Origin of the sequence: Tessaracoccus sp. MC1627, assembly GCF_014164725.1 — a bacterium.
Classification (GTDB): Bacteria; Actinomycetota; Actinomycetes; order Propionibacteriales; family Propionibacteriaceae; genus Arachnia.
Genome location: NZ_JACJGA010000002.1, coordinates 363,763 through 384,914, shown reverse-complemented (window position 1 = coordinate 384,914; position 21,152 = coordinate 363,763). Strand labels below are relative to the sequence as shown.

The following is a 21,152-nucleotide window of genomic DNA, read 5'->3' as shown; positions in this document are numbered from 1 at the left end:
CGGGGTTCTCGCCCCGTAGACCGGTCGGATGCACCTGTGGAGAGTGTCTGGCTGGTCGATCAACGACGTCACAGTGGCGGAACCGCCCCGGAGTCACACCGGGTTCCTCGCCCACAAGCTGCCTGGAGCCTAGCGACATTCTCAGCGGCAGGACAGGCGAGCCCGCCCCGCGCTGGCCGACGCCCGACCCACGTGCTGAGTACGCTTGGTGGAATGGCTGTCAAGGGTTGGTTCGGACTTCCGTTCTTCGGGCAGAGCCCGCGACCCGAAACGGTCTCCTGCACACTCTCGGGCGGCGGCTCGCGGGCGAGCTTCCACCTCGGCGCGCTGGACTACCTCTACTCCCACGACGACACCTTCACGCCGAGCATCTTCGTCGGCGCCTCGGCCGGGGCCATCCTCGCGTCGGCCCTGGCCCAGGACGCCACGAGGGAGGGACAGCAGCGGTACCTGGCCCGCATGAACGACATCTGGATGGCCATGACCACCTCAGCCGACATGTTCACGCCCCGCCCCTGGTACGAACGCTTCCAGTCCGAGGCACCCGTCTGGCTCGAAGTGATGGCGGCGCGGCCTGTCGCGCCGACCCAGCGGCAGCGTCCACCCCTCCTTCCCTTCCGCCGCACGAGCCAGACGAGCTCTCAGCCCAGCTCTCCCGAGACGCCACCCGGGCCGCTCGAGATGGCGCTCACGCCCGATGAGGACACCAGATCCGAGTGGTCACTGGCCGCGCTGTCAGGCATCGCCGCCCACCTGGGCCGGCTGCCCCGCATCGGCAGCGGCCTCGGCTCCATCTGGCAGGGCCTGGACCGCTCCCGCTCGATGTTCCGGCCGGGCCCGATGCTGGCCGAGCTGCTGGATCCGCACACGTTTGACCCGGCGCGCGTGGCCGCATCAGGGGTGACGCTGCGGGTGGCGATGGTGGCCCTGGAGTCCGGCGAGCTGCGGTTCATGACCGAGAGCGGCTCCCTCGTCGACCGCACCAACACCTCCGTCGACGACACGGACCATGACCTGGCCGTCGGCGTGCTGGCCTCCTGCGCCATCCCCGCCGTCTTCCGCCCCGTGCCCATCGGGAGCGAAACCTATGTCGACGGCGGCGCCCGCGAGAACATCCCCGCCGAGCTGGCCATCGGTCAGATGGGGGCCGCCCGCAACTACGTCATCTCGTCACAGGCCATGGGCGTGCCCCGCCGCCCGAGCATGGCCGCCGCGGACGTGTTCAGCGTCGTGATGCGCTCCACTGAGATCCTCATCGACGAGGCCGGCAGAGACGAGATGGCCTACGCCCACTCCGCCGGTGCCGTCGTCGTATTCCCCGAGTTCAGTGTCCACGACTCCATGACCGTGCACCCGGGCCTGATGAGCATCAATCGCGACTACGGCTGGCTACGGGCAGCCGAGCAGCATCTGGGGTTGGACGAGTCGGCCGAGGCACTCCACAGTCGCATCATCGCGCTGCGCACCCGCATCGTCCGCCTGGAGGAGCAGCTGCTGGAGGCGCCGGAGCCCAGCCGTCGGCAGTTCCTCGCCCTGAACAGCGCGAAGATCGAGCTCCGCGACGCCGTCCGCTCCACCCATGGCACGCCCCTGCCGGAAGGCGCCGAACTGTGGTGGACCACCTGGGAGCGGCACCCGGCCACGCCCGCGATGGAACCCCCCTGGATGCCACTCACGGCCCAGCCCTGAGCGTTAGTGTGGGACGGTGAAGACGACATTCGACCTCAGGTGGGAGCGCTACGGCGCCGAGCTGATCGCGGCTCTGGAGAACGTGTACGGCGAACGCTCATGGGAGTTGACGGATCGGGTCCGTGACCTGGTCCGTGCAAAGTTCGACGCCCGCACCGATGATCTGCGCGAGCTGGACGAGGCGCGGCTACTGCGCCCGGACTGGCTCCAGCTCCCCACGCAGGTGGGCTACGTCGCCTACACCGACCGCTTCGCCGGCACCCTCAACGGCATCGCAGAGCACCTGGACTACCTGCAGGACCTCGGCGTCACCTATCTGCACCTGATGCCGCTGCTCCAGCCCCGCGAGGGCGCCAACGACGGCGGCTACGCCGTGGCGGACTACCGCACGGTACGCGCGGACCTCGGCACCATGGATGACCTTGAGGCCCTCACCGCGCGGCTGCGCGGCGATGGGATCTCGCTCGTGGTGGACCTGGTGCTCAACCATGTGGCGCGGGAACACGAATGGGCGGTGCGCGCCCGCGCCGGCGAGCAGAAGTACCGGGAGTACTTCATGGTGTTCCCGGACCGCACGATGCCGGACCGCTATGAGGCCACCCTCCCGGAGATCTTCCCGGACTTCGCACCCGGCAACTTCACGTGGGACGAGGACCTGGCGGGGTGGGTGTGGACCACCTTCAACGACTACCAGTGGGACATGAACTGGGCCAACCCGGACGTCTTCGTCGAATACCTGGACATCATCCTGGACCTCGCGAACCGCGGCGTCGAGGTGATGCGGCTGGACGCCATCGCCTTCATCTGGAAGCAGATGGGCACCAACTGCCAGAACCAGCCGCCGGTGCACGCACTCACGCAGGCTCTGCGCGCGGCGGTGCGGATTGCCGCCCCCGCCGCCGCGTTCAAGGCCGAGGCCATCGTGGGGCCGAAGGACCTCATCGGCTACTTCGGCGAGGGCGAGCACTACGGCAAGGTTTCGGACATCGCGTACCACAACTCGTTGATGGCGCAGCTGTGGTCGACTCTGGCCACGCACGATACGACTCTGCTGCGTCGGGCGCTCGGCGGATTCCCGGCAAAGCCGGCCACGGCCACCTGGGGCACCTACATCCGCTGCCACGACGACATCGGCTGGGCCATCGACGACGTGGACGCCGCCACCGCGGGCCTCAACGGGTTCGCCCACCGGAGCTACCTCAGCGACTTCTACTCCGGCGAGCACCCGGACTCGTTCGCGCGCGGACTGGTGTTCCAGGCGAACCCGGCCACGGGTGACCGCCGCATCTCAGGCTCGCTGGCCTCCCTCGCCGGCCTGGAGGCCGCGCTGGAGTCGGGCAACCCGTATCACGAGGAGCTCGCGATCGCGCGGATCAACCTCCTGCACGCCGTCATCTGTGGCTGGGGCGGGGTGCCGCTGCTGTACATGGGCGACGAGGTGGCCATGCTCAACGACCACGATTTCGCCCGCGACCCGGCACACGCCGACGACAACCGCTGGGTGCATCGTCCCGTGATGGACTGGGATGCGGTGGCCGCACTCGGCGACAACCCCACCTCCGCCCCGGCCCGGGTCAACGCCTGGCTGCGCCACGTGCTGTCGGTGCGGCGGCAGCTTCCGCACCTGCACGCCTCGCGGGAGGCCGAGTTCCTCGAAACGGGGGATCCGAGGGTGCTGGCGGTCAAGCGAAACCACCCCATCGGCCCCATGGTGCAGGTGTACAACTTCGCTCCCGTGGAGATCACGGTCCCCATGGCGTGCGTCAGCGAAACGCTGGGCGAGACGGCGCGGGAGCTGCTCGACGACACCCAGTGGGACCTGACGCCCTGGACGATGACGCTGCCGCCCTACGCGGTGCGCTGGTTCACCGCCTGATGCCCCGAGTGCCCCCAGCGGGGCTCGAACCCGCGACCCATGGATTAAAAGTCCACTGCTCTACCGACTGAGCTATAGGGGCGTCAGCAGTGTACCGGTCCCAGGCCGTGGCAGGCTGGGGACATGCCCGCGTGGTCCTGGTTCATCGTCGCCGTCATCCTCGGCGGCGCGCTGCTCGCGCTCGCCGCGCTGGCTGACCGCCGCTCGCGTCGCCGCGCCACCGGCGCCGACGAGCCCGCCCCGCGACGCGGCCTCGACGACGTGGACCGCCACGTTCCGCACTACCTCACGCAGGACGAGATCGACGCCATGCCCGCCCCTGCGTCCGGACGTGGACCGGCCCCGCTCTCGCCCGCGGGCGAAGGGTTCGGATTCGGGCACGCCCATGCAGACTTCGCGAACCACCGCGACGGCGCCGCGCACAGCGAGCCGCTGATCCTCGTCGTCGACGGCGACGTGACAGCCATGCGCGAACTCCTCGCCCCCCTGGGCAGAGCCAGTGATGAGCACCCGTTGGCCATCGTCGCCGCCGGGTTCCACCCTGAGGTGCTCACGACGCTGACTGCCAATCGCAGGGCGCTCGCCCTGCCTGTGGTGGCCGCAGTGGCGGGTTCCCGCGACAGGACGCGGCTGGCCGAACTCCTGGGCGTCGCCCCGGTCCCGTCCGAGGATCTGAGATCGGGCTACCTCCCCGAGCAGGCATACGGGCGGGCCGCCACATGGTTCAGCACCCTCAAGCGGACCTGGGTGGACCCCCGGGATCTTCCCTGAACCTCAACCCATGACAGTGAACCTCAACCGAGAGTTGAGCTCACCTTGATTCTGAGGCATCCAAGAGTTTCTCACTGCACACTCAGCCTCAACTTTCGGCCAGGCGCTCCACCATAATGCCTAGTCAAGTCCATTGAGAACGTCACCATCCCCCAAAATCCCACGGCTGTAATTCTTACCCCGCAGACGACGTGTCGGCTTGCATCCTCTCACCCAATTCTCAGCGCTCGTTGTCCGATCATGAGGATCGCTCTTAGTCTCCGGGGCAGTGGCCGGACGTGTCGGGGGCTACGGAGCCCCGAGGAAGCGGCACGTCCGACCTCCCGAAGTAAGTGCGAGGAGAGACGTGAGAACAGCATTCAAAGGCCTGCGCGGCATCGGTGCCGCGGCAGGCATCGCCGTCCTGGTCCAAGGGCTGGGCACGCTGGCCATCGGGCCGGCGGCGGACGCGGAGATCGCCAACGTGACCGCCACCACCAACGTCAACATCCGCACAGCCCCCACCGTCTCCAGCACGCGCCTGGCCGTCCTGCAGAAGGGCCAGAGCCTTCCCAGCCAGGGCTCCTCCAACGGGTGGACGACGGTGACCTACCAGGGGCGGACGGCCTACGTCGCCAGCGCCTACCTCAACGGAGGCACCGCCGCCTCGACGCCGTCGTCGACCACCTCCAACGGCAGCACCACTTCATCGACCGGCACCGTGTACACCACGGCCAACCTCAACCTGCGCGTCGGGCCCTCGCTGTCCGACGCGGTCTCGGTCGTCGTCCAGCGCGGCACAGCACTCCAGCTCGCCGGAAAGGTCAGCGGCGCCTACGTCCAGGTGTCCCACAACGGCAAGCTTCTGTGGGCCGCCTCGCAGTACATCAGCGCGACCGCGGCGGCCGCCTACGGCCAACTCCCTGCAGTCACCGGCAAGGGGCGGGCCACTGCCGCCCTCATGATCCGCACCACGCCCTACACCGGCTTCGTCAACCTCGGCGACGTGCCGGCTGGCACCATCCTCGACACCACCGGAGTGGTGACCAACGGCATGGCCCAGGTGGTCTACAAGGGCGCCGTCAGGTGGGTCAACGCGAAGTATCTGGTGGCCGTGAGCGCCAGCACGCCGGCCCCCACAGCGCCCGCCCTGCCCGCCACCACCGTCCGCTACGCCACGACGGTGCTCAACATCTGGACCGCAAGCAGCGGAACCTCCTACGTGGGCGAGATCCCCAGGGGCGGCGAGGTGCGGGTCACCGGCCTGGTCACCAACGGGCGGGCCCAGGCCGTCGTCAACGGCGCCGTCCGCTGGGTGACGGCCCGCTACCTGTCAACGACGAAACCCTCCGAGAGCACGGCCTCCAGCGGCAGCAGCACCACCCTCAACCGCGGCTACTCGAGCGGCCTCGACCAGACCAACACCAACGTCCAGGCCATCGTCCGCGACATCTGGAACCGCTACCCCGCGATCAAGACGATGTACGGCTGGCGGCAGGATGTCACGCCGGACCACCCCGCGGGCCGCGCCGTCGACGTGATGATCCCGAGCTACTCGAGCAACCAGGCCCTCGGCTGGGAGATCGCGAACTACTACAAGGCCAACGCCTCGAAGTACAACATCAACTACATCATCTTCGCGCAGAAGATCTGGTCGGTTCAGCGCTCCAGCGAGGGGTGGCGGCTGATGGCAGACCGTGGCAGCGACAACGCGAACCACTACAACCACGTCCACATCAACACCTACGGGTAAGCTGGGTCGGTGCGAACGGCGTCGCCCTTCCCCCCAGGGTGGCGCCGTTCCGCACGTCCCACAGGCCCTCAACTCGCTCCAGTTTCCGCCCCCCGTTTGCGCGGTCCCGCCGCGAGTCTCTAGACTCTGCCTAGCTGGTCCCCATCGTCTAGCGGCCTAGGACTCCGCCCTTTCACGGCGGCAGCACGGGTTCGAATCCCGTTGGGGATGCTCCTGTCCACTCCCCCGCGGAGTGGGCTGAAACGGTAACGACAAGGCGTTTCGGTCGATTTCCCTTGAGGGAATCACTCACGCTATAGTTACCGGGCTGGCACGGCCAGCAGGTCAAGAAATTGGCCCCGTAGCGCAGTTGGTTAGCGCGCCGCCCTGTCACGGCGGAGGTCGCGGGTTCGAGTCCCGTCGGGGTCGCTAGGTCGGCTTAAACGCCCGGCCATCTGGCCAGGTAGCTCAGCTGGTAGCAGCGTTCGCCTGAAAAGTGAAAGGTCGCCGGTTCGATCCCGGCCCTGGCCACCGATACCCCGCCCCGGCGGGGTTCTTTCGGTTCTAGCCCACACTGAGCAGCGCGAGGGCCTCATCGATCTCGTCCGGGGATAGCGCACCCTTGCGGATGTCCGCCACCGTCCCGTCGGCGTTGATGAAGTAGTGCGTCGGCACTGACGAGGCGAGGTAACGCAGCGAGATCTCGCCGATCGGGTCCGGCACGCTCCTGATGCTCAGCCCCATCCGCGCCGCGTAGTCGGTCACCAGCTCGCGGTCCTCGCGCAGGTAGATGGCCACCACGTCGATGCGATCCGACGCCTCCTCCACATCAGGAAGCTCCGCGCGGCAGATCGAGCACCAGGTGGCCTGGAACAGCAGCCATACGGGTCGGCCGGCATAGTCCTCGAGCGAGACCGGGGCCCCGTCGATGTCCAATGCCCTGAATCCGGGGGCGAGGGCCCCGACGGACGGCCCCTGGAGCGGCACCGCCTGCCCCGTGGAGGCCGCCTCACTGGCCGCCCCACCCTTGATGAGGTAGATACCGCCGACGACCAGCGCGACGAGCACAGCGAGCCCCAGAGTGCCAAGGAGGCGCCCCCGGGCCCGGTTGCTAGGCATAAGAGTGCAGCCCTCCGAAGAAGTGGTTGCCGAAGTAGGCGAACAGGATGGTGAGGAACCCGATCACGAGCAGCCAGGAGGCCTTGGTGCCTCGCCAGTCCCGCACGACCCGGGCGTGCAGGAACGCGCCGTAGACCAGCCAGGTGACCAGCGCTGCGGTCTCCTTCGGGTCCCAACCCCAGTAGCGACCCCACGCGGTGCTCGCCCACACCGAGCCCAGCACGATCATGATGGTGAGCAGAGGAAAGGTGATGACGGCCGCCCGGTAACCCACATCGTCAAGGACCTCCTGCCGCGGCAGGTGGACGCGGGTGATGTGAGGGTGGAGAAGGTAGAGCACGGCCGCGCCGAAGGACACGCAGGCGGCGCCGTAGGCGATGATGGCGAACCCGACGTGCAGGGTCAGCAGCAGGTTGTTCTGAAGGGCAGGGATCAAGGGCCGGACCCCGGTGTCCAGGCTCAGCGCGTAGACCAGCATGGCCGCCGCCACGGGCAGCACGACCAGCGACAGCATCCTGATCCGGTAGCGCAACCCGAAGAACAGGTTGACCAACAGAATCCCCCACGTGAAGGCGACGGCGAATTCGTGCTGGTTCGCGAACGGCCCGTGCCCGGTGAGGCTCATCCGGATCACCATGTAGGCCGTCAGCAGTAACAAGGCGATCACCTGGAACGCCGTGGCGTACCATCCCAGGCTGGTCCCTTTTCCGGCCTGTACGGGCGCCTCGGACTGCGCGGGAGCCAACGCGGCACCACCCACACTGACCTTCGCGCGCACGCTGACCGTCGCCACGGCATTCCTGCGGCGCGAGGTGACCAGCGCGATGCCGCTGACCAGGCCCAGCAGGACGAAGACCGCGGCGGCGGTGACCAGATATTCAGCGAACTCGAGCATCAACAGGCTCCTTCTCAGCAGCGTCCGGGGCGGTCGCGTCGATCTGCTCCACGAGGGCACGGAAGTGCCGCTCGAAGGTGGTGTCCAACTTCTCGGCGGAGGCGATGCGCAGCATCGTGTGATCCCCCTCCGGCACGGCGCGCACCCAGAGGCGGCGGTGGCGCAGCGTGAAGGTCATCGTCATGCCGATCACCAGCAGGGCCGAGCCCACCCACATCCACATCGCCCCCGGGTCCTGGCGGGCAATGATGCCGGTGTAGCGCTGCTCCCGCTCGAAGGTGAGCTGCAGCCCGTCCCCGGAAGCGGTCTCCCCCTGCTCCACGGGCAACACGTCGATCTTCTCGCCGCTGGCCACGTCGTAGAGCTCGAAGACGGCGCTCCCCGCGGTGATGGCCGCGTCGACCGCACCGGAGGCGGGCGTGACGACCAGTACCTCGGTGCCGGCGGCCTCCGGGGTGACCTTGCCGATGGCGTAGCGCCCGTCGTTGCTCTGCCACTTCAACGGGACCGATCCCTCGAACAGGGTGGCGCCGGCATCGTCGGCGATGCGGATGCGGGCCGCGATCCCGAAGGAGGCCTGGTGAAGCGCGGTGCCCTCCACCACCAGCGGCGAGTTGACCCGGACGTCGCGGGCATCAAGCACGGCACCGTCGCGGGTGACGACGAGGTGGCTCACGTAGTCCGTGGGGCGGCCGGCGTCGTCGTAGGAGTCCTTGAAGGACTGGGCGGTGACCGTGAGACCGGTGCCGTGGCCCACCTCGACGCTCTCGCCGACGGAGATGTCGAGGTTCTGCTCGAAGCCGGTGAACGCGGACACCCCGAAGGCCGCCAGGATGACCACCATGGCGGCATGGGCGATGGCCGTGCCGAAGGGGCCCCACCTGAACCGGTCGGCGTAGAGGCCGACGGCGGGGGCGGCGAGCCGTTCATCCGCAAGGAAGCGGTAGCGCTGGCCACCCAGCACGGAGCGCACGTGGCCGACCGCCTCCTGCGGACTCAGCGGCAGCGTCATCTCCGCCCGGTACTGGGCATGCTCGAAGAACTTGTCGGTGACATGCGTCCGGGGACGGGTGGCCCGCTCCCACAGCTGCGGAAGCCGGTGCACGGTGCAGGCGATGATCGACATCGCCAGCAGGGCCGTCACTGCGAGGAACAGCGGGGAGGTCCAGAGCCCGAACAGGCCGAGGAACTCGAGGACGGGCGTCCATCCGCCGTAGCGGGGCCGCACGGACTCTAGCCAGTCTGCTCTGGCGAGGGTGTCCAGCCCCGAGGGGGCCTGGACGATCAGGGTGCCCAGCAACGACAGCACGGCCATCGCCAGGATGACCAGAACCCCCAGCAGCTTCGAACGCAGAACCCGGTAGATCCAGCTGAACAGCTCGCGCACGGCCCCTCACTCCTCGCTGGACGGGGACGGGGAGGCCGCTGAGGCGGCCAACGCATCCAGGTGGGAGCGCACGGTGGCCGCCAGGTCCGAATCCGGCGCCACGTCGAGCACCCTCTGCCAATCGGCCTGAGCCGCCTCGGCATTGGGCGGATCCTCCGACAGGTGGACGAACCCCAGGTTGAACCAGGCCTGCGGATTGCTGGGGTCCACCTCTGTCACCGTCGTCCAGAGCTGCTCCGCCCGCTTCACATCACCGTCGTTGAAGGTGAGCACGCCGAGTTCGAGGTTGGCTGCGACATCCTCCGGGCTGTCCGCCAGCGTGGCCTCCAGCTCGGCCCTGCGGGCCACGCTGTCGGTGGCCGACGCCTGGGTTGCCTCCGTGGTCGCGGGAGCCGCGGTGTCCGCGGGGAGACCCAGCCGGAACACCCCGTAGACCACCGCCGCAACCAGCAGCACGCCCAGCAATGGCACGAGAAACCCGGACTTTCTGGGCACCGACGTGACCAGGGCCACCGGCTTGTCCGCCGGCGTGTGGACGACGGGGCGACGGCGGGGCTCGTCGTCGTGCTCCCCCAGCTCGGCCAAGGCGAGGTCTGCCGCGTCGTGGACCCCGGTGGGCGTGATCGACGGGGGTTCCGGCTGCGCTGACGAGGCGAGCGCTCGCGCCTCGTCCGCGCGGGCGTCGGCCCAGTCCCGCAGCGGCCCAGGGGCCGTGGCGAGGAAGTCCAGCAGGAGTTGGGTGTGCGCGTCCGCGGGGCCCTCGACCGTGTCGGGGGCCCCGGGCCGCGCGCTGGTGTCAGGCTCCACGTTCCTCGGACTTCTTCTCGTTCTCCGCGCTGATGTCGGAGGGCTCCAGAGTGGTGATGTCGACTCCGCTGAGGACCAGCTGACCCTTGCGCGACGCGTCGAGCGAATCCGCGAGGATCCGCTGGATGTAGGCCGGCGCGTGGAACCCGTAGGAGTTCTCGGAGTACACGTAATCCAGGTAGAAGCTCGCCTTGTTCTGGAACTCGCGTGCCTGCTCGATCGCCTCCGCCGGGGTGCCGTCCGTCTGCGCCGTCTCCAGTGCCCGGATCAGCGCCACGAGCGAGTCGAAGGCCACGTCGCGGGTGCCGATGAACTGGTCCTGGATGCCCACAACGCGCTCGGTCATCTCCTCCTCGCTGGTGTGGTGGCAGGTCATGCAGGAGGAGTTCACGGCCAGTAGCGGCGACTGGATGTGATGGTCGGTGACCTTCCGCGCGCCTTCAGCCTCGTAGGGCATGTGGCAGTCGGCGCAGCTGACGCCGTTGGCCGCATGCACCGAATTGGACCAGAAGATGTCGAACTCGGGGTGCTGCGCCTTGACCACCTGGGCTCCCGTGGTGGCGTGCTCAAAGTCCTTGTGACCGTCCTCCAGGTAGTACTCCCAGATCTGGTCGATGTCCAGGCCCTTGGTCCAGGGGAACGTCAGCTCCTTGGTGTCCTTCTCGAAGTAGTACTCCACGTGGCATTGGCCGCACACGAAGCTACGCATCTCCTGACGCGTGGCGTCACGGTTGACGTCGTAGTCCTCCACACCCTCGCTGGCCTTGAGCGCCGCGATCCCCTTCTCGAACGCCGGGCGGGTGATCCGCAGCTCCATGGTCTCGGGGTCGTGGCAGTCGATGCAGGCCACCGGGTGCTCGACGAGCTGCGTGACATCCGCGTAGGACATCTGGTTCATCGCCGTGAAACCGGCCTCGCGATCGCCGTCGCCGAGCTCGTCCATGAGCGCGACAGTGGAGGCGTGGCAGTTGAGGCAGGTGCCGGGCTGGTCGAACTCGGTGACCCGCAGAGTGTAGCGCTGGTCCTCGAGCATGTACTCGTGCCCGCGGGCGTGGCGGTAGTCCACGGAGAACGGGTAGCCGGCCCACATGTCCGTGAGCCGCGGATCCTCCTCCAGCCTGCTGGTGGACACGATGGTCCGCGGATCGGTCGCGGTGGGCGTGCGCTCCTCCTCGACCGAACCCGCGTGGGTGGTTCCCCCCATCTGCTGCGTCTCCAGGTAGGACTGGTACTGGGCGGGGAAGTTCTGGCCCCAGACAGCCGGGTCGACGACGGTGTCGTCGAGCTCGACCACCTTCGTGAACGAGTCGCTGGCCTCACCCATGCGCTCGATGACGTTCGCCAGCAGCGCGGTGATGCCCGCCGTGACGACGGCGGTGATCGCTATCGCCACGATGAGGATGCCGATCCAGCGGTTGCGCTTCCTCTTCTCCGGCGTTGCCTGGGGTTCTTCGGTGGTAGTCATGTGTGCCTCACCTGCTCCTGTGCCCGACGTCGACGTGGCAACGGGTGCAGTTGACCTGCTCGCTGCCGGCTGTCATTCGCATATCGCTCGTGAAATCCGAGTGGCAGTAGAGGCACGCCTCGTTCGTCACCGCCCGGTTGGAATCACGGATCTCGATGTTCTCGGGGTACCAGCCGGTGGTGAACTTCAACCCGTGCCAGAACCCGTTGTCGGCCTTGACGTAGTACTTGTTGACGAGGTTGTCGTGGGGAGCGTGGCAGTCGTTGCACGTCGCCACGTTGGTGTGGCTACCCGCCAGCCAGGCGTCGTACTGGCGCTCCATCACGTGGCAGTTGACGCAGGATGCCGGGTCGTTGCCGAGGTAGGAGATGCCGCGGGCGTAAACGAAGGTGAACAGGCCGACGCCGATGAGCGAACCCACGACGAACACCGCTGCTGCGATGAGCAGCCGCGGCTTCGTCATCCAGGCGCGGACGCCGGTCTTCGCGGTCAAGGCAATCACTCCTACGACGCATGGTAGTGCTACACGCAGTAGTAGATGCCGAGTTTGGGAGATTCTACGGCGAGGTCAGCGCGCGTAGCAGCGCAGGAAGCGCGAGTACTCCGCGAACACCTTGGCCCGAACGTCGGCCCCTGACAGAACCAGGTCATGGACCGCATCCGGGATCCGGGCAATGACGACGAAGTTGCCCAGCTGGGGGGCACGGGCCGCAATCCGGTCCACGTCCAGCACGACGTCCGCCAGGCGGAACTCCTCGGCCCACACTCGTCGGAAGTCGCTTCGCCCGGAGACGGCCACCAGGACGGGGCAGTCGATAGAGAGGCCGGCGGCGACGCTCGCGTGCCCCTCGAGGATGGCCGCCATCCACCCCACCCGGATCAGGAACGCCGGGTCACCTTTGAGGTTGGCGTTGTACGCCCACTCGCCCTCCTCAGCCTTTGAGATGGTTCGGCGGTAGAAGCCGGTGTCCATCTGCGGCAGGGCTGTGGTGGCCACGACGGCGCGGGCAGCGCTGAACATCGGCTGGGTGGCTGGGCGCAGCAGGGAGTTGGCCTGCAGCTCGAGCCAGGGCGCGTTGAGGATCAGCGCCGAGAACACGCCCGGGCGCTGGTCCGCCCAGAGGGAGGCGATGAGGCCGCCCGTCGAGTGACCCATCAGCACGATGTCGTCGTGCCCCTCGTCGACGAGGATGGCGAGAGCCCGGTCAAGCTCGTGGAAGTAGTCCGTCAGGTGAACGATGTAGCCGGCCAACTGCTTGCCGCGCAGCGATCGGCCGTAGCGGCGAAGATCCACGGCGTAGAAGTCGTAGCCCTGGCCGGCCATCTCGTCGGCCAGGTGGGCCTGGAAGAAGTAGTCATTCCAGCCGTGGAGATACAGGACGGCGCGACGACCCGTGGGTGCGTTGCGCCGCACGAGCGTGGCAACGAGACTGCCCTCAGGCTCGAGGGCGTACGTCGGCTCCTCCGGCAGAGGAATGACCAGCTGCTCGTAACCAGGCAGCTCGGTGTCCGGCACCCACGGGTGCGGAGCCTCAGGAGGTGTGGCGCTCGAACTGATCGTCGTCGTAGTCGTCGTCCTCGCCCGTCGTCTCTGCGTAGGCCTCGGGGATGTCGTTGTTGGTCTCGTCGACGACAGCATCGCCCCTGAGCTCGCGCTCCAGGGACGTGAAATCGGTGGACACCGAGCGATACTTCAGATCGCGGGCCACCCTTGTCTGCTTCGCCTTTGCACGGCCGCGCCCCATATCGGGTCGACCCCCTTGCTTTGTCCATCGCGGGTTGGCCGCGGAATCTGTCAGATACTCGTGGGTACAGGCTACCCAATCCGGCGGGTTCCTCCAAAGAGCGCCCTATCGCTGGGCGGCGGCGTTCGCCGCCGTCGAACGCATCCGGGCAGCGATAGGCTGAGGCATCCAACCCTCGAGGAGTTCATCGCAACATGGGCAAGATCATCTACACCCTCACCGACGAGGCCCCGCTGCTCGCCACGTACTCGTTCCTCCCCATCATCAACGCCTACGCCGGCCAGGCCGGGGTGGACGTGGAGACCCGCGACATCTCACTGGCGGGACGGATCCTCGCCCAGTTCACCGACACCCTCCCCGAGGATCAGCGGATCGACGACGCCCTGGCCGAACTCGGCGAGCTGGCCAAGTCGCCGAACGCCAACATCATCAAACTGCCCAACGTGTCGGCCTCCGTGCCACAGCTCAAGACCGCGGTGGCCGAGCTGCAGTCCCAGGGATTCCAGCTGCCTGACTACCCCGAAGATCCCCAGAGCGACGCGGATCGTGAGGTCCGCGCACGCTACGACCGCGTGATGGGCTCGGCCGTCAACCCGGTGCTGCGCGAAGGAAACTCGGACCGCCGCGCGCCGGAGTCGGTGAAGAACTACGCCAGGAAGAACCCGCACCGGATGGGCGCATGGACCTCAGACTCCAGGACCGCCGTTGTCACCATGGAGGCGGACGACTTCCGCCACAACGAGCAGTCCGTGGTCCTTCCGTCGGCGGACACCCTCACCATCCGGCACCGCGCCACCGACGGCACGGAGACCGTGCTGAAGAGCGGCCTGTCGGTGCTGTCCGGCGAGGTCATCGACGCCACCGTCATGCGGGCCGAGGCGCTGGATGAGTTCCTGCGCGCCCAGGTGGCCGCCGCCAAGGACTCGGGAGTCCTGTTCTCCATCCACCTCAAGGCCACGATGATGAAGGTCTCGGACCCCATCATCTTCGGTCACGTCATCCGGGCGTTCTTCCCCGACGTGTTCGAACACTACGGCGCGGACCTCGCCGCGGCGGGCCTGTCCCCCAACGACGGGCTGGGCGCCATCCTCGCCGGGCTGGACCCGTTGCCGAACGGGGCCGAGATCAGGGCCGCGTTCGAGAAGGGCCTTGCCGACGGACCCCAGCTGGCCATGGTGAACTCGGACAAGGGCATCACCAACCTGCATGTTCCCTCCGATGTCATCGTCGACGCATCGATGCCCGCCATGATCCGGCAGTCGGGCCACATGTGGGGCCCCGACGGCGGGGAGGCCGACACCCTCGCCGTCCTTCCGGACTCGTCCTACGCCGGTGTGTACCAGGCCGTGATCGAGGACTGCCAGGCCCACGGCGCCTTTGATCCGCGCACCATGGGCACCGTGCCCAACGTCGGTCTGATGGCGCAGAAGGCCGAGGAGTACGGCTCGCACGACAAGACCTTCGAGATCGCGTCGGACGGCGTGGTCGAGGTCGTGGACCAGTCCGGCACCGTACTGATGAGCCACACGGTCGCGGCCGGTGACATCTGGCGGGCCTGCCAGACCAAGGACGCCCCCATCCAGGACTGGGTGAAGCTGGCTGTGACCCGCGCCCGACTCACCGGATGGCCGGCGGTCTTCTGGCTGGACACGGAGCGGGCGCACGACCGTCAGCTCATCGAGAAGGTGCGCGCCTACCTCGCAGATCACGACACCGACGGGCTCCAGATCGAGATCATGAGCCCCGTGGAGGCCACGAAATTCACGGTCGAACGCCTCCGCGAGGGTGAGAACACCATCTCCGTGACCGGCAACGTGCTCCGCGACTACCTCACGGACCTGTTCCCCATCCTCGAGCTGGGCACCTCCGCCAAGATGCTGTCGGTGGTGCCGCTCATGGCCGGCGGGGGCCTGTTCGAGACAGGCGCCGGTGGGTCCGCCCCGAAGCACGTGCAACAGCTCGTCACCGAGGACTACCTCCGATGGGACTCGCTCGGCGAATTCCTGGCACTGGCCGCCTCTTTCGAGCACCTCGCCCAGACGGAAGGCAACGCACGCGCCGGCATCCTCGCCTCCACGCTGGACCGCGCCACGGGCACCTTCCTTGACCGGGACAAGTCACCCACCAGGAAGCTCGGCGGCATCGACAACCGCGGATCGCACTTCTACCTTGCGATGTACTGGGCCCAGGAGTTGGCCGCCCAGACCGACGACGCCGAGTTGGCGGCGGTGTTCGCACCGATCGCGGAGTCGCTGAGCACCAACGAGGCAGCCATTGTCGGGGAACTGTTGGCCGTGCAGGGCAAGCCTGCCGACATCGGCGGCTACTACCGCCCCGACGAGGCGAAGACGGTCGCGGTGATGCGCCCCTCGCAGACCCTGAACGAGATCATCGACGCCCTCTGCTGAGGCTCTCGACACACGACGCGACAGGCGCCGCCCGATGCGGGCGGCGCCTGTCGCGTGATGAGAGTGAGGGGGTTGGACCGCTCAGGCGAAGAGCCTCTTCAGCCAACCCGCGAACCCACCCTGAGCCGCGGGGGCCGCCTGCTCGGTGGCCGGGGCGGCCGTGACGGGCTCCACCGCGACAGTCTCGTCGGCGACCGCCTCGACGGACACCGTGGGGTCCTTGATGGCGGAGACCTCGAAGACCAGATTCACATTCTCCGAGACGAGGACTCCACCGGTCTCCAGCGCCGCGTTCCACACCAGGCCGAAGTCCTTGCGGTTGACCATCACCGAGCCTGACAGCCCGACGCGCTCGTTGCCGAACGGGTCCGTGGCCGCGCCGTCGTAGTCGAAGTCGATGACCACCGGGCGCGTGACGTCCTTGATAGTGAGGTCGCCCTCGACGCGCAGCGTGTCGTCAGCGGGGGCGGTGATGCTGGAGGAGGCGAAGCGGATGGTGGGGTACTGCTCGACGTCGAAGAAGTCGGGAGAGACAAGGTGTCCGTCGCGGTCCGCGCTTCCCGTCGCGACCGACGCGGCGTTGATGGTCATGTCGAGGGCCGGGGAGCTCAGACCGGCGCCCGTTGACGCACTGCCGGAGAAGTCGGTGAAGGCGCCACGGACCTTGGTCACCATGGCGTGACGGGCGGTGAAGCCGATCTCGGTGTGGCTGGGGTCGATGGTGTAGCTCCCGGCGAGCTGATTCAGGGCGGTGGTCATGGGCGTCTCCTCGTGGCGGCGTGCGGTAGGTCGTTGAATGTAGAACCAGCCTAGCCCCTCTTAGTTGAACTGTCAATTAACTGGCTCAGCGGCCCACCGCCTGAGGCTCGCGCTGCGCGGTCCACACCCTCAGCCGGAGCGGCCATCCCCGCTCGATCGCGAGCCGGACGCCGTCGTGCGTCACCAGGTAGGCCAGCACCGCCAGGGCTGCCATCCCGGTGGCCACCGCGCCGGTGAGCACCATGGCCCGTGGCCCCCAGAGCTCGCCGAGCCATCCGATCAGCGGCGCGCCGAGCGGTGTTCCGCCCGTGAAAATGGCCACGTAGACAGCCATCACGCGGCCCCGGTACTCGGGCGCCGTGCCGAGTTGCACGGCGGCGTTCGCCGTCGTCATCACGGTGAGCGCGAAGAATCCGCAGGGCACCAGGAGAACGGCGTAGAGGGTGAAGGTGGGCGCGGTCGACAGCAGGGCCGTGCTGACGGCGAAAGCGGCCAGCGCGAGCAGCACCGTGCGGAGGCCCGGCTGAGTGCGCCGGGTTGCGACGAGCGCAGCCCCGAGCGTGCCGATCGCCATGACGGTGCCGAGCAGCCCGTACTCCTGGGCCCCCTTGCCGAACACCTCGGTGGCCATGGTGGCGTTGTAGATCTGGAAGTTCATGCCGAAAGTGCCGAGTGCGAACACGATCACCATGAGGACCACGAGGTCCGGGCGGTCACGGAGATAGCGGAGCCCATCCACCGTGGCACCCCTCGCCTTGACCCTCCTCGACGGCCGGAGCTCACTCGGGCGCAGGGCCACCACCGCCACCAGCATGGCCGCGAAGCTGAGCGCGTTGATCAGCAGCGTGGGTCCCACCCCGAAGGCGGCGATGAGGAGGCCGGCTGCCCCGGGCCCGATGAGGCGGGCCCCGTTGAACGACGTCGAGTTCAGCCCCACCGCATTGGGGAGGAGCTCGGGGGCGACCAGCTCGGAGACGAACGACTGTCGCGCCGGGTTGTCGAAGGCGGTGATGACGCCCTGGAGGAACGCGAACACGAACACGTGCCACAGCTGCACCACGCCCAGCGCCACGACGGCCCACAAGGCCAGCGCTGTGAGACCGAGGAGGCCCTGGGTCACCAGGAGCAGTCGCCGCTTGGGGAGGCGGTCCGCCAACGCGCCTGCGTAGGGGGCGAGAACCGGGATGGCCAGAAACTGCAGCGCGGTGACCAGGCCCAGCGCGGCGCTCGAGCCGTCGGTCAGCTCGGTGAGGACCAGCCAGTCCTGACCCACCCGCTGGACCCAGGTTCCGATGTTGCTGATCAGGGCCCCGGCGAAGAACACCCGGTAGTTGCGCACGGCGAACGAGGCGAACATGCGCCCGCGCTCACTCCGCATGGGACACCTCACTGAGAAGCGACGTCGCCCGCCTCAGCAGCTCCAGCTGCCCGCCGTCGAGGGTTGCGATGTGAGCGAGCATCCAGGTGTCGCGGCTGGCGATGGTCTCCTCCACCACGCGGCTACCCTCGGGCGTGATCCGCACCAGGATCTGGCGCCCATCGTCGGGATGGGGCGAGCGCTCCACCAACCCCCGGTCCGCCAGGCAGTTCACCGTGCGCGTCATCGACGGCGTGCTGACGGCGTCGCGGGCCGCGAGTTGCGTGGGTGTCTGCGGGCCGATCTGGTGAACGGCCACCAACACCGAGAACTGATGCGGCGCGACATCGCTGGTGCTCTCGAACCGCACTCGGCGGGAGATGCGTTGGCACGCGACGCGCAGGTCGTTGGCCAGGGAGAGAAGTTCAGGGTCGTAGTCCGGCATGCAGTCCTTTCGCGGGGACTACTTAGCCTAGTTCATTATCTTGGCTAATCAAATGGCGGGGTCGCGGGCAGCGAGGCGGCGAGTGGTCAGCAACGGCAGCACGATCTCGCGAGCCGATTCGCGGGCGGCGGACAGCGCTCCCAGCGAGACCACGTCACCACCCGATCGCGAGGCGAGGACGGCCGGTGGCGGCAGCTCCAGCTCACCGGCCATGTGGCCGACGGCGATCTCGATCACCTCGTCCAGGGCGGTGGCGATCGCCCCGCAGACGACGATGACCTCGGGATCGTAGAACCGCGACACCACGGTGCAGATCCGCCCCAGCGTCCCACCCAGCTCCTCCACGAGCGGCCGCGCCACCGGGTCCGACAGCCGCGCGTGGGCGAGGACCGCCTCGCCGGTGATGGCGCCGTCACTCAGGCCGAACCAGGGGTGGCCGGAAGGAATGACACCCATCCCGAGCTGCGCCCTCAGCCACTGCTCCGCCAGGTAGCCCAGGCCCCAGGTGCCGCCGACACCGGAGACATAGGCCAACGCCTCGAGCTCCCCGACGCCGCCGTGCGCGCCGCGCACCAACCGGCCCTCCAGGACCACGCCTGAGCCCAGGCGAAGCCCGGACAGCATCGCGACGTAGTGCTCTCGCCCCCGCGCCTCCCCCAGGAACCCCTCGGCCAAGGCCGCGAGTGCGGCGTCGTTCTCGACGCGCACGACGGGGAACTCCGCGCTCAACGCCTCCTGCAGGCCTGCGTTCATGTAGCTCCAGAAGCCGGACGGGTGCGCGGGCGAGGCCCCGAATCCGTCCACCGGGGCAGGCACACCCACCCCGACCGCGATCACCTCATCTCGGCCGCGTCCGGCAGCGGCCAGCACCGCGTCGATGGCCTGGAGGGCCGCCGTACGCCGGATGGCCGGGTCCGGATCGACGAGCTCGAAAAAGCTGGTGAGGTCGAGGTGTTCCCGGGCGAGGATCCGGCCGGTGAGATCTGCGGCGATCGCGGTGAAGCGTCGACCGCCGGCATCGAGGCCCACGATCAGCCCGGCTTCCCCGCGCAGCTCGAAACGTCGCGCCGGCCTTCCCAGCCGCTGGCCGGGCCCTGCGGAGCTCGTCAGCTCGTCGATCAGGCCGACGTCGATCAGCTCGTCGAGGGCCGAGAGAGCCGTGGAGCGGGTCATTCCGAGGGCGGCGATGACGTGATCCGCGCCGAAGGTGCCGGAATCCCACCCATACTCGAGGACCGCTGCTGTGCTCGCGCGGCGGCGTGCCGGGGCCTCACCCACACTCATGCGCAACACCCCCTTGACGATCCCTCAATCGTGATGCATTCTAGACCCAGATGACTTTCTTCGATAGTTAAATCTATTAGTCGAAAAACAAAACAGTCACCGACGACGAAGGGACAACGACGTGCCTCACCCCTCACCGACGCCTCCCCTGGGGCGGACCCCCGCCTCCTGGGCCCCACCCCGGCGCACCTTCCTCAAGTCGCTCGCCGCGGTGGGAGGGGCCAGCACCCTCCCGTGGATGACCGGCTGCTCCTCAGGCGGGCAGCAGACCATCCTCTTCCACCAGTCCAAGCCGGAGGCGGTGCCCTACTTCCGCCAGCTGGCCGCAGACTTCACCGCCTCTCAGGACCAGTACCGGATCCTGCACGACATCTCAACGAACCTGTCCGCGAGCTTCGTGCGCAGCAACCCGCCGGACCTCGGCCTGCTCAACTACAACCTGGAAATGGCCAGGTTCATGGAGCGCGGCGCCCTCTCGGACCTGTCCGACCTTCCGGAGGCTGCCACCATCCGCGAGGACATCATCGAGCTGTCGAAGTCCTACCCCCAGTACGAGGATCGCATCAGCGTCCTGCCCTATTCCGCCATGGCCGCCTCCGTGATCTACAACAAGCGCATCTTCGCCGACAACGGCGTCGAGGTCCCCACCACCTGGGACGCGTTGATCGACGTCTGCGAGCGCCTCACGGGCGCCGGGGTCACGCCGTTCTACGCCACGTTCATGGACCCGTGGACCATCATGCAGGGCTGGTTCGACTACACCGCCGGCGGCATGCTCGACATCGCCGAGTTCTACCGGAAGATGAACGAGATCGGCGCAGACGTCGGCCCCGACTCGGAGGTCTCCTTCCAGCGCACCATGCTCGAGCCGGTCCAGAAGATGGTCCAGCTGACGGCCTACATCAACGACGACGCGGGAAGCCGCGGGTACGGCGACGGCAACACCGCCTTCGCCAACGGCGCCGCGGCCATGATCCTCCAGGGCCCCTGGGCCTTCGGGGAGTTCGAGAAGGTGGGCAACGACCTCGACCTCGGCACCTTCCCCCTCCCCGCGACCGACAACCCCGAGGACCTCAGGGTGCGCGTGAACATCGACCTCTCGCTGTGGGTGCCAGAGGTGGCCGACGGGCGGGAGGGCGCTCGCGCCTTCCTGCAGCACCTCATGAAGCCGGAGATCCAGAACCCCTACAACGCCGAGTTCCTGGGCTTCGGCACCACGAAGAACGCTCCCCCGGTCACTGACGAGCGGATCATCGGTATGCAGGAGTACTACGACAGCGGCCGGTTCTACATGGGCCCGTCGCAGTTCATCCCCAACAACATCCCCGCCCCCAACTACTTCCAGTCGATCGCCCTCGGGGCTGAGCCGGAACCGCTGCTCGCGCAGCTGGACCGCGACTGGGCCCGGCTCGCCTTCCGCGCCTGAGACAAAGG

General features: G+C 68.0%; 18 protein-coding genes, 4 tRNA genes and 1 riboswitch. Of the genes, 9 read left to right on the top strand and 13 right to left on the bottom strand.

Annotated features, from left to right (window positions below):
• Positions 1–20: 20 nt before the first annotated feature.
• Positions 21–149, bottom strand: a riboswitch (cobalamin riboswitch).
• Between the two features lie 64 nt (positions 150–213).
• Both H5399_RS06945 and H5399_RS06940 read left to right on the top strand, forming a co-directional pair.
• On the top strand, positions 214–1,689 hold the full coding sequence (locus H5399_RS06945; protein ID WP_182782286.1) for a patatin-like phospholipase family protein: 1,476 nt from the start codon (positions 214–216) through the stop codon (positions 1,687–1,689).
• A gap of 16 nt (positions 1,690–1,705) precedes the next feature.
• A complete protein-coding gene (locus H5399_RS06940; RefSeq protein ID WP_182782285.1) occupies positions 1,706–3,565 on the top strand; it encodes an amylosucrase in 1,860 nt (619 codons plus the stop codon).
• A gap of 9 nt (positions 3,566–3,574) precedes the next feature.
• On the opposite strand, the gene H5399_RS06935 is transcribed toward H5399_RS06940, so the two are convergent.
• A tRNA-Lys gene (locus H5399_RS06935) sits at positions 3,575–3,647 on the bottom strand.
• A gap of 41 nt (positions 3,648–3,688) precedes the next feature.
• Between H5399_RS06935 and H5399_RS06930 the strand changes: the two genes are divergently transcribed.
• The 5 genes from H5399_RS06930 (at position 3,689) to H5399_RS06910 (ending at position 6,578) form a co-directional block, all read left to right on the top strand.
• Complete coding sequence (locus H5399_RS06930) at positions 3,689–4,336, top strand: hypothetical protein (RefSeq protein ID WP_182782284.1); 648 nt, start codon at positions 3,689–3,691, stop codon at positions 4,334–4,336.
• Positions 4,337–4,682: 346 nt separating this feature from the next.
• Positions 4,683–6,068 (top strand): SH3 domain-containing protein, encoded by a 1,386-nt coding sequence (locus tag H5399_RS06925; RefSeq protein WP_182782283.1) that lies wholly within the window; start codon positions 4,683–4,685, stop codon positions 6,066–6,068.
• A 137-nt stretch (positions 6,069–6,205) separates the two neighbouring features.
• Positions 6,206–6,278 (top strand) — tRNA-Glu (locus H5399_RS06920).
• Positions 6,279–6,402: 124 nt separating this feature from the next.
• A tRNA-Asp gene (locus H5399_RS06915) sits at positions 6,403–6,476 on the top strand.
• Positions 6,477–6,504: 28 nt separating this feature from the next.
• A tRNA-Phe gene (locus H5399_RS06910) sits at positions 6,505–6,578 on the top strand.
• A 33-nt stretch (positions 6,579–6,611) separates the two neighbouring features.
• Here H5399_RS06910 and H5399_RS06905 read toward each other — a convergent pair.
• From H5399_RS06905 to H5399_RS06870, 8 genes are all read right to left on the bottom strand, one after another.
• Positions 6,612–7,166: a TlpA disulfide reductase family protein gene (locus tag H5399_RS06905; protein WP_182782282.1), complete on the bottom strand. Its 555-nt coding sequence runs from the start codon at positions 7,164–7,166 to the stop codon at positions 6,612–6,614.
• Positions 7,159–8,061 (bottom strand): c-type cytochrome biogenesis protein CcsB, encoded by a 903-nt coding sequence (gene ccsB / locus H5399_RS06900; protein ID WP_182782281.1) that lies wholly within the window; start codon positions 8,059–8,061, stop codon positions 7,159–7,161. Before ccsB ends, H5399_RS06905 begins: the two co-directional genes overlap by 8 nt.
• Positions 8,045–9,448 (bottom strand): cytochrome c biogenesis protein ResB, encoded by a 1,404-nt coding sequence (locus H5399_RS06895; RefSeq protein WP_220490873.1) that lies wholly within the window; start codon positions 9,446–9,448, stop codon positions 8,045–8,047. Before H5399_RS06895 ends, ccsB begins: the two co-directional genes overlap by 17 nt.
• A gap of 6 nt (positions 9,449–9,454) precedes the next feature.
• On the bottom strand, positions 9,455–10,255 hold the full coding sequence (locus H5399_RS06890; protein ID WP_182782280.1) for a hypothetical protein: 801 nt from the start codon (positions 10,253–10,255) through the stop codon (positions 9,455–9,457).
• Positions 10,245–11,720: an ammonia-forming cytochrome c nitrite reductase subunit c552 gene (locus tag H5399_RS06885; protein ID WP_182782279.1), complete on the bottom strand. Its 1,476-nt coding sequence runs from the start codon at positions 11,718–11,720 to the stop codon at positions 10,245–10,247. Before H5399_RS06885 ends, H5399_RS06890 begins: the two co-directional genes overlap by 11 nt.
• A 7-nt stretch (positions 11,721–11,727) precedes the next feature.
• Positions 11,728–12,213 (bottom strand): cytochrome c nitrite reductase small subunit, encoded by a 486-nt coding sequence (gene nrfH, locus H5399_RS06880; RefSeq protein WP_255422096.1) that lies wholly within the window; start codon positions 12,211–12,213, stop codon positions 11,728–11,730.
• A gap of 75 nt (positions 12,214–12,288) precedes the next feature.
• A complete protein-coding gene (locus H5399_RS06875; protein WP_182782518.1) occupies positions 12,289–13,236 on the bottom strand; it encodes an alpha/beta hydrolase in 948 nt (315 codons plus the stop codon).
• Positions 13,237–13,252: 16 nt separating this feature from the next.
• Positions 13,253–13,465 carry a DUF3073 domain-containing protein gene (locus tag H5399_RS06870; RefSeq protein ID WP_182782278.1) on the bottom strand — a complete coding sequence of 71 codons (213 nt, stop codon included), beginning with the start codon at positions 13,463–13,465 and terminating at the stop codon, positions 13,253–13,255.
• Positions 13,466–13,659: 194 nt separating this feature from the next.
• On the opposite strand from H5399_RS06870, the gene H5399_RS06865 reads away from it, so the two are divergent.
• Entirely contained in the window at positions 13,660–15,873 is a 2,214-nt protein-coding gene (locus tag H5399_RS06865; protein ID WP_182782277.1) for an NADP-dependent isocitrate dehydrogenase, read from the top strand.
• Positions 15,874–15,954: 81 nt separating this feature from the next.
• Here H5399_RS06865 and H5399_RS06860 read toward each other — a convergent pair whose 3' ends face one another.
• The 4 genes from H5399_RS06860 to H5399_RS06845 form a co-directional block, all read right to left on the bottom strand.
• Positions 15,955–16,632: a YceI family protein gene (locus tag H5399_RS06860; RefSeq protein WP_182782276.1), complete on the bottom strand. Its 678-nt coding sequence runs from the start codon at positions 16,630–16,632 to the stop codon at positions 15,955–15,957.
• Positions 16,633–16,717: 85 nt separating this feature from the next.
• Positions 16,718–18,010 (bottom strand): MFS transporter, encoded by a 1,293-nt coding sequence (locus H5399_RS06855; RefSeq protein ID WP_182782275.1) that lies wholly within the window; start codon positions 18,008–18,010, stop codon positions 16,718–16,720.
• Positions 18,000–18,434: a MarR family winged helix-turn-helix transcriptional regulator gene (locus tag H5399_RS06850; protein WP_182782274.1), complete on the bottom strand. Its 435-nt coding sequence runs from the start codon at positions 18,432–18,434 to the stop codon at positions 18,000–18,002. The genes H5399_RS06855 and H5399_RS06850 overlap by 11 nt, the downstream gene beginning before the upstream one ends.
• A gap of 48 nt (positions 18,435–18,482) precedes the next feature.
• On the bottom strand, positions 18,483–19,718 hold the full coding sequence (locus H5399_RS06845) for an ROK family protein (RefSeq protein ID WP_182782273.1): 1,236 nt from the start codon (positions 19,716–19,718) through the stop codon (positions 18,483–18,485).
• A 238-nt stretch (positions 19,719–19,956) separates the two neighbouring features.
• Here H5399_RS06845 and H5399_RS06840 point away from each other — a divergent pair, with 238 nt between their 5' ends.
• Positions 19,957–21,144, top strand: coding sequence for an ABC transporter substrate-binding protein (locus H5399_RS06840; RefSeq protein WP_182782272.1), 1,188 nt, complete (start codon positions 19,957–19,959; stop codon positions 21,142–21,144).
• Positions 21,145–21,152: the final 8 nt, after the last annotated feature.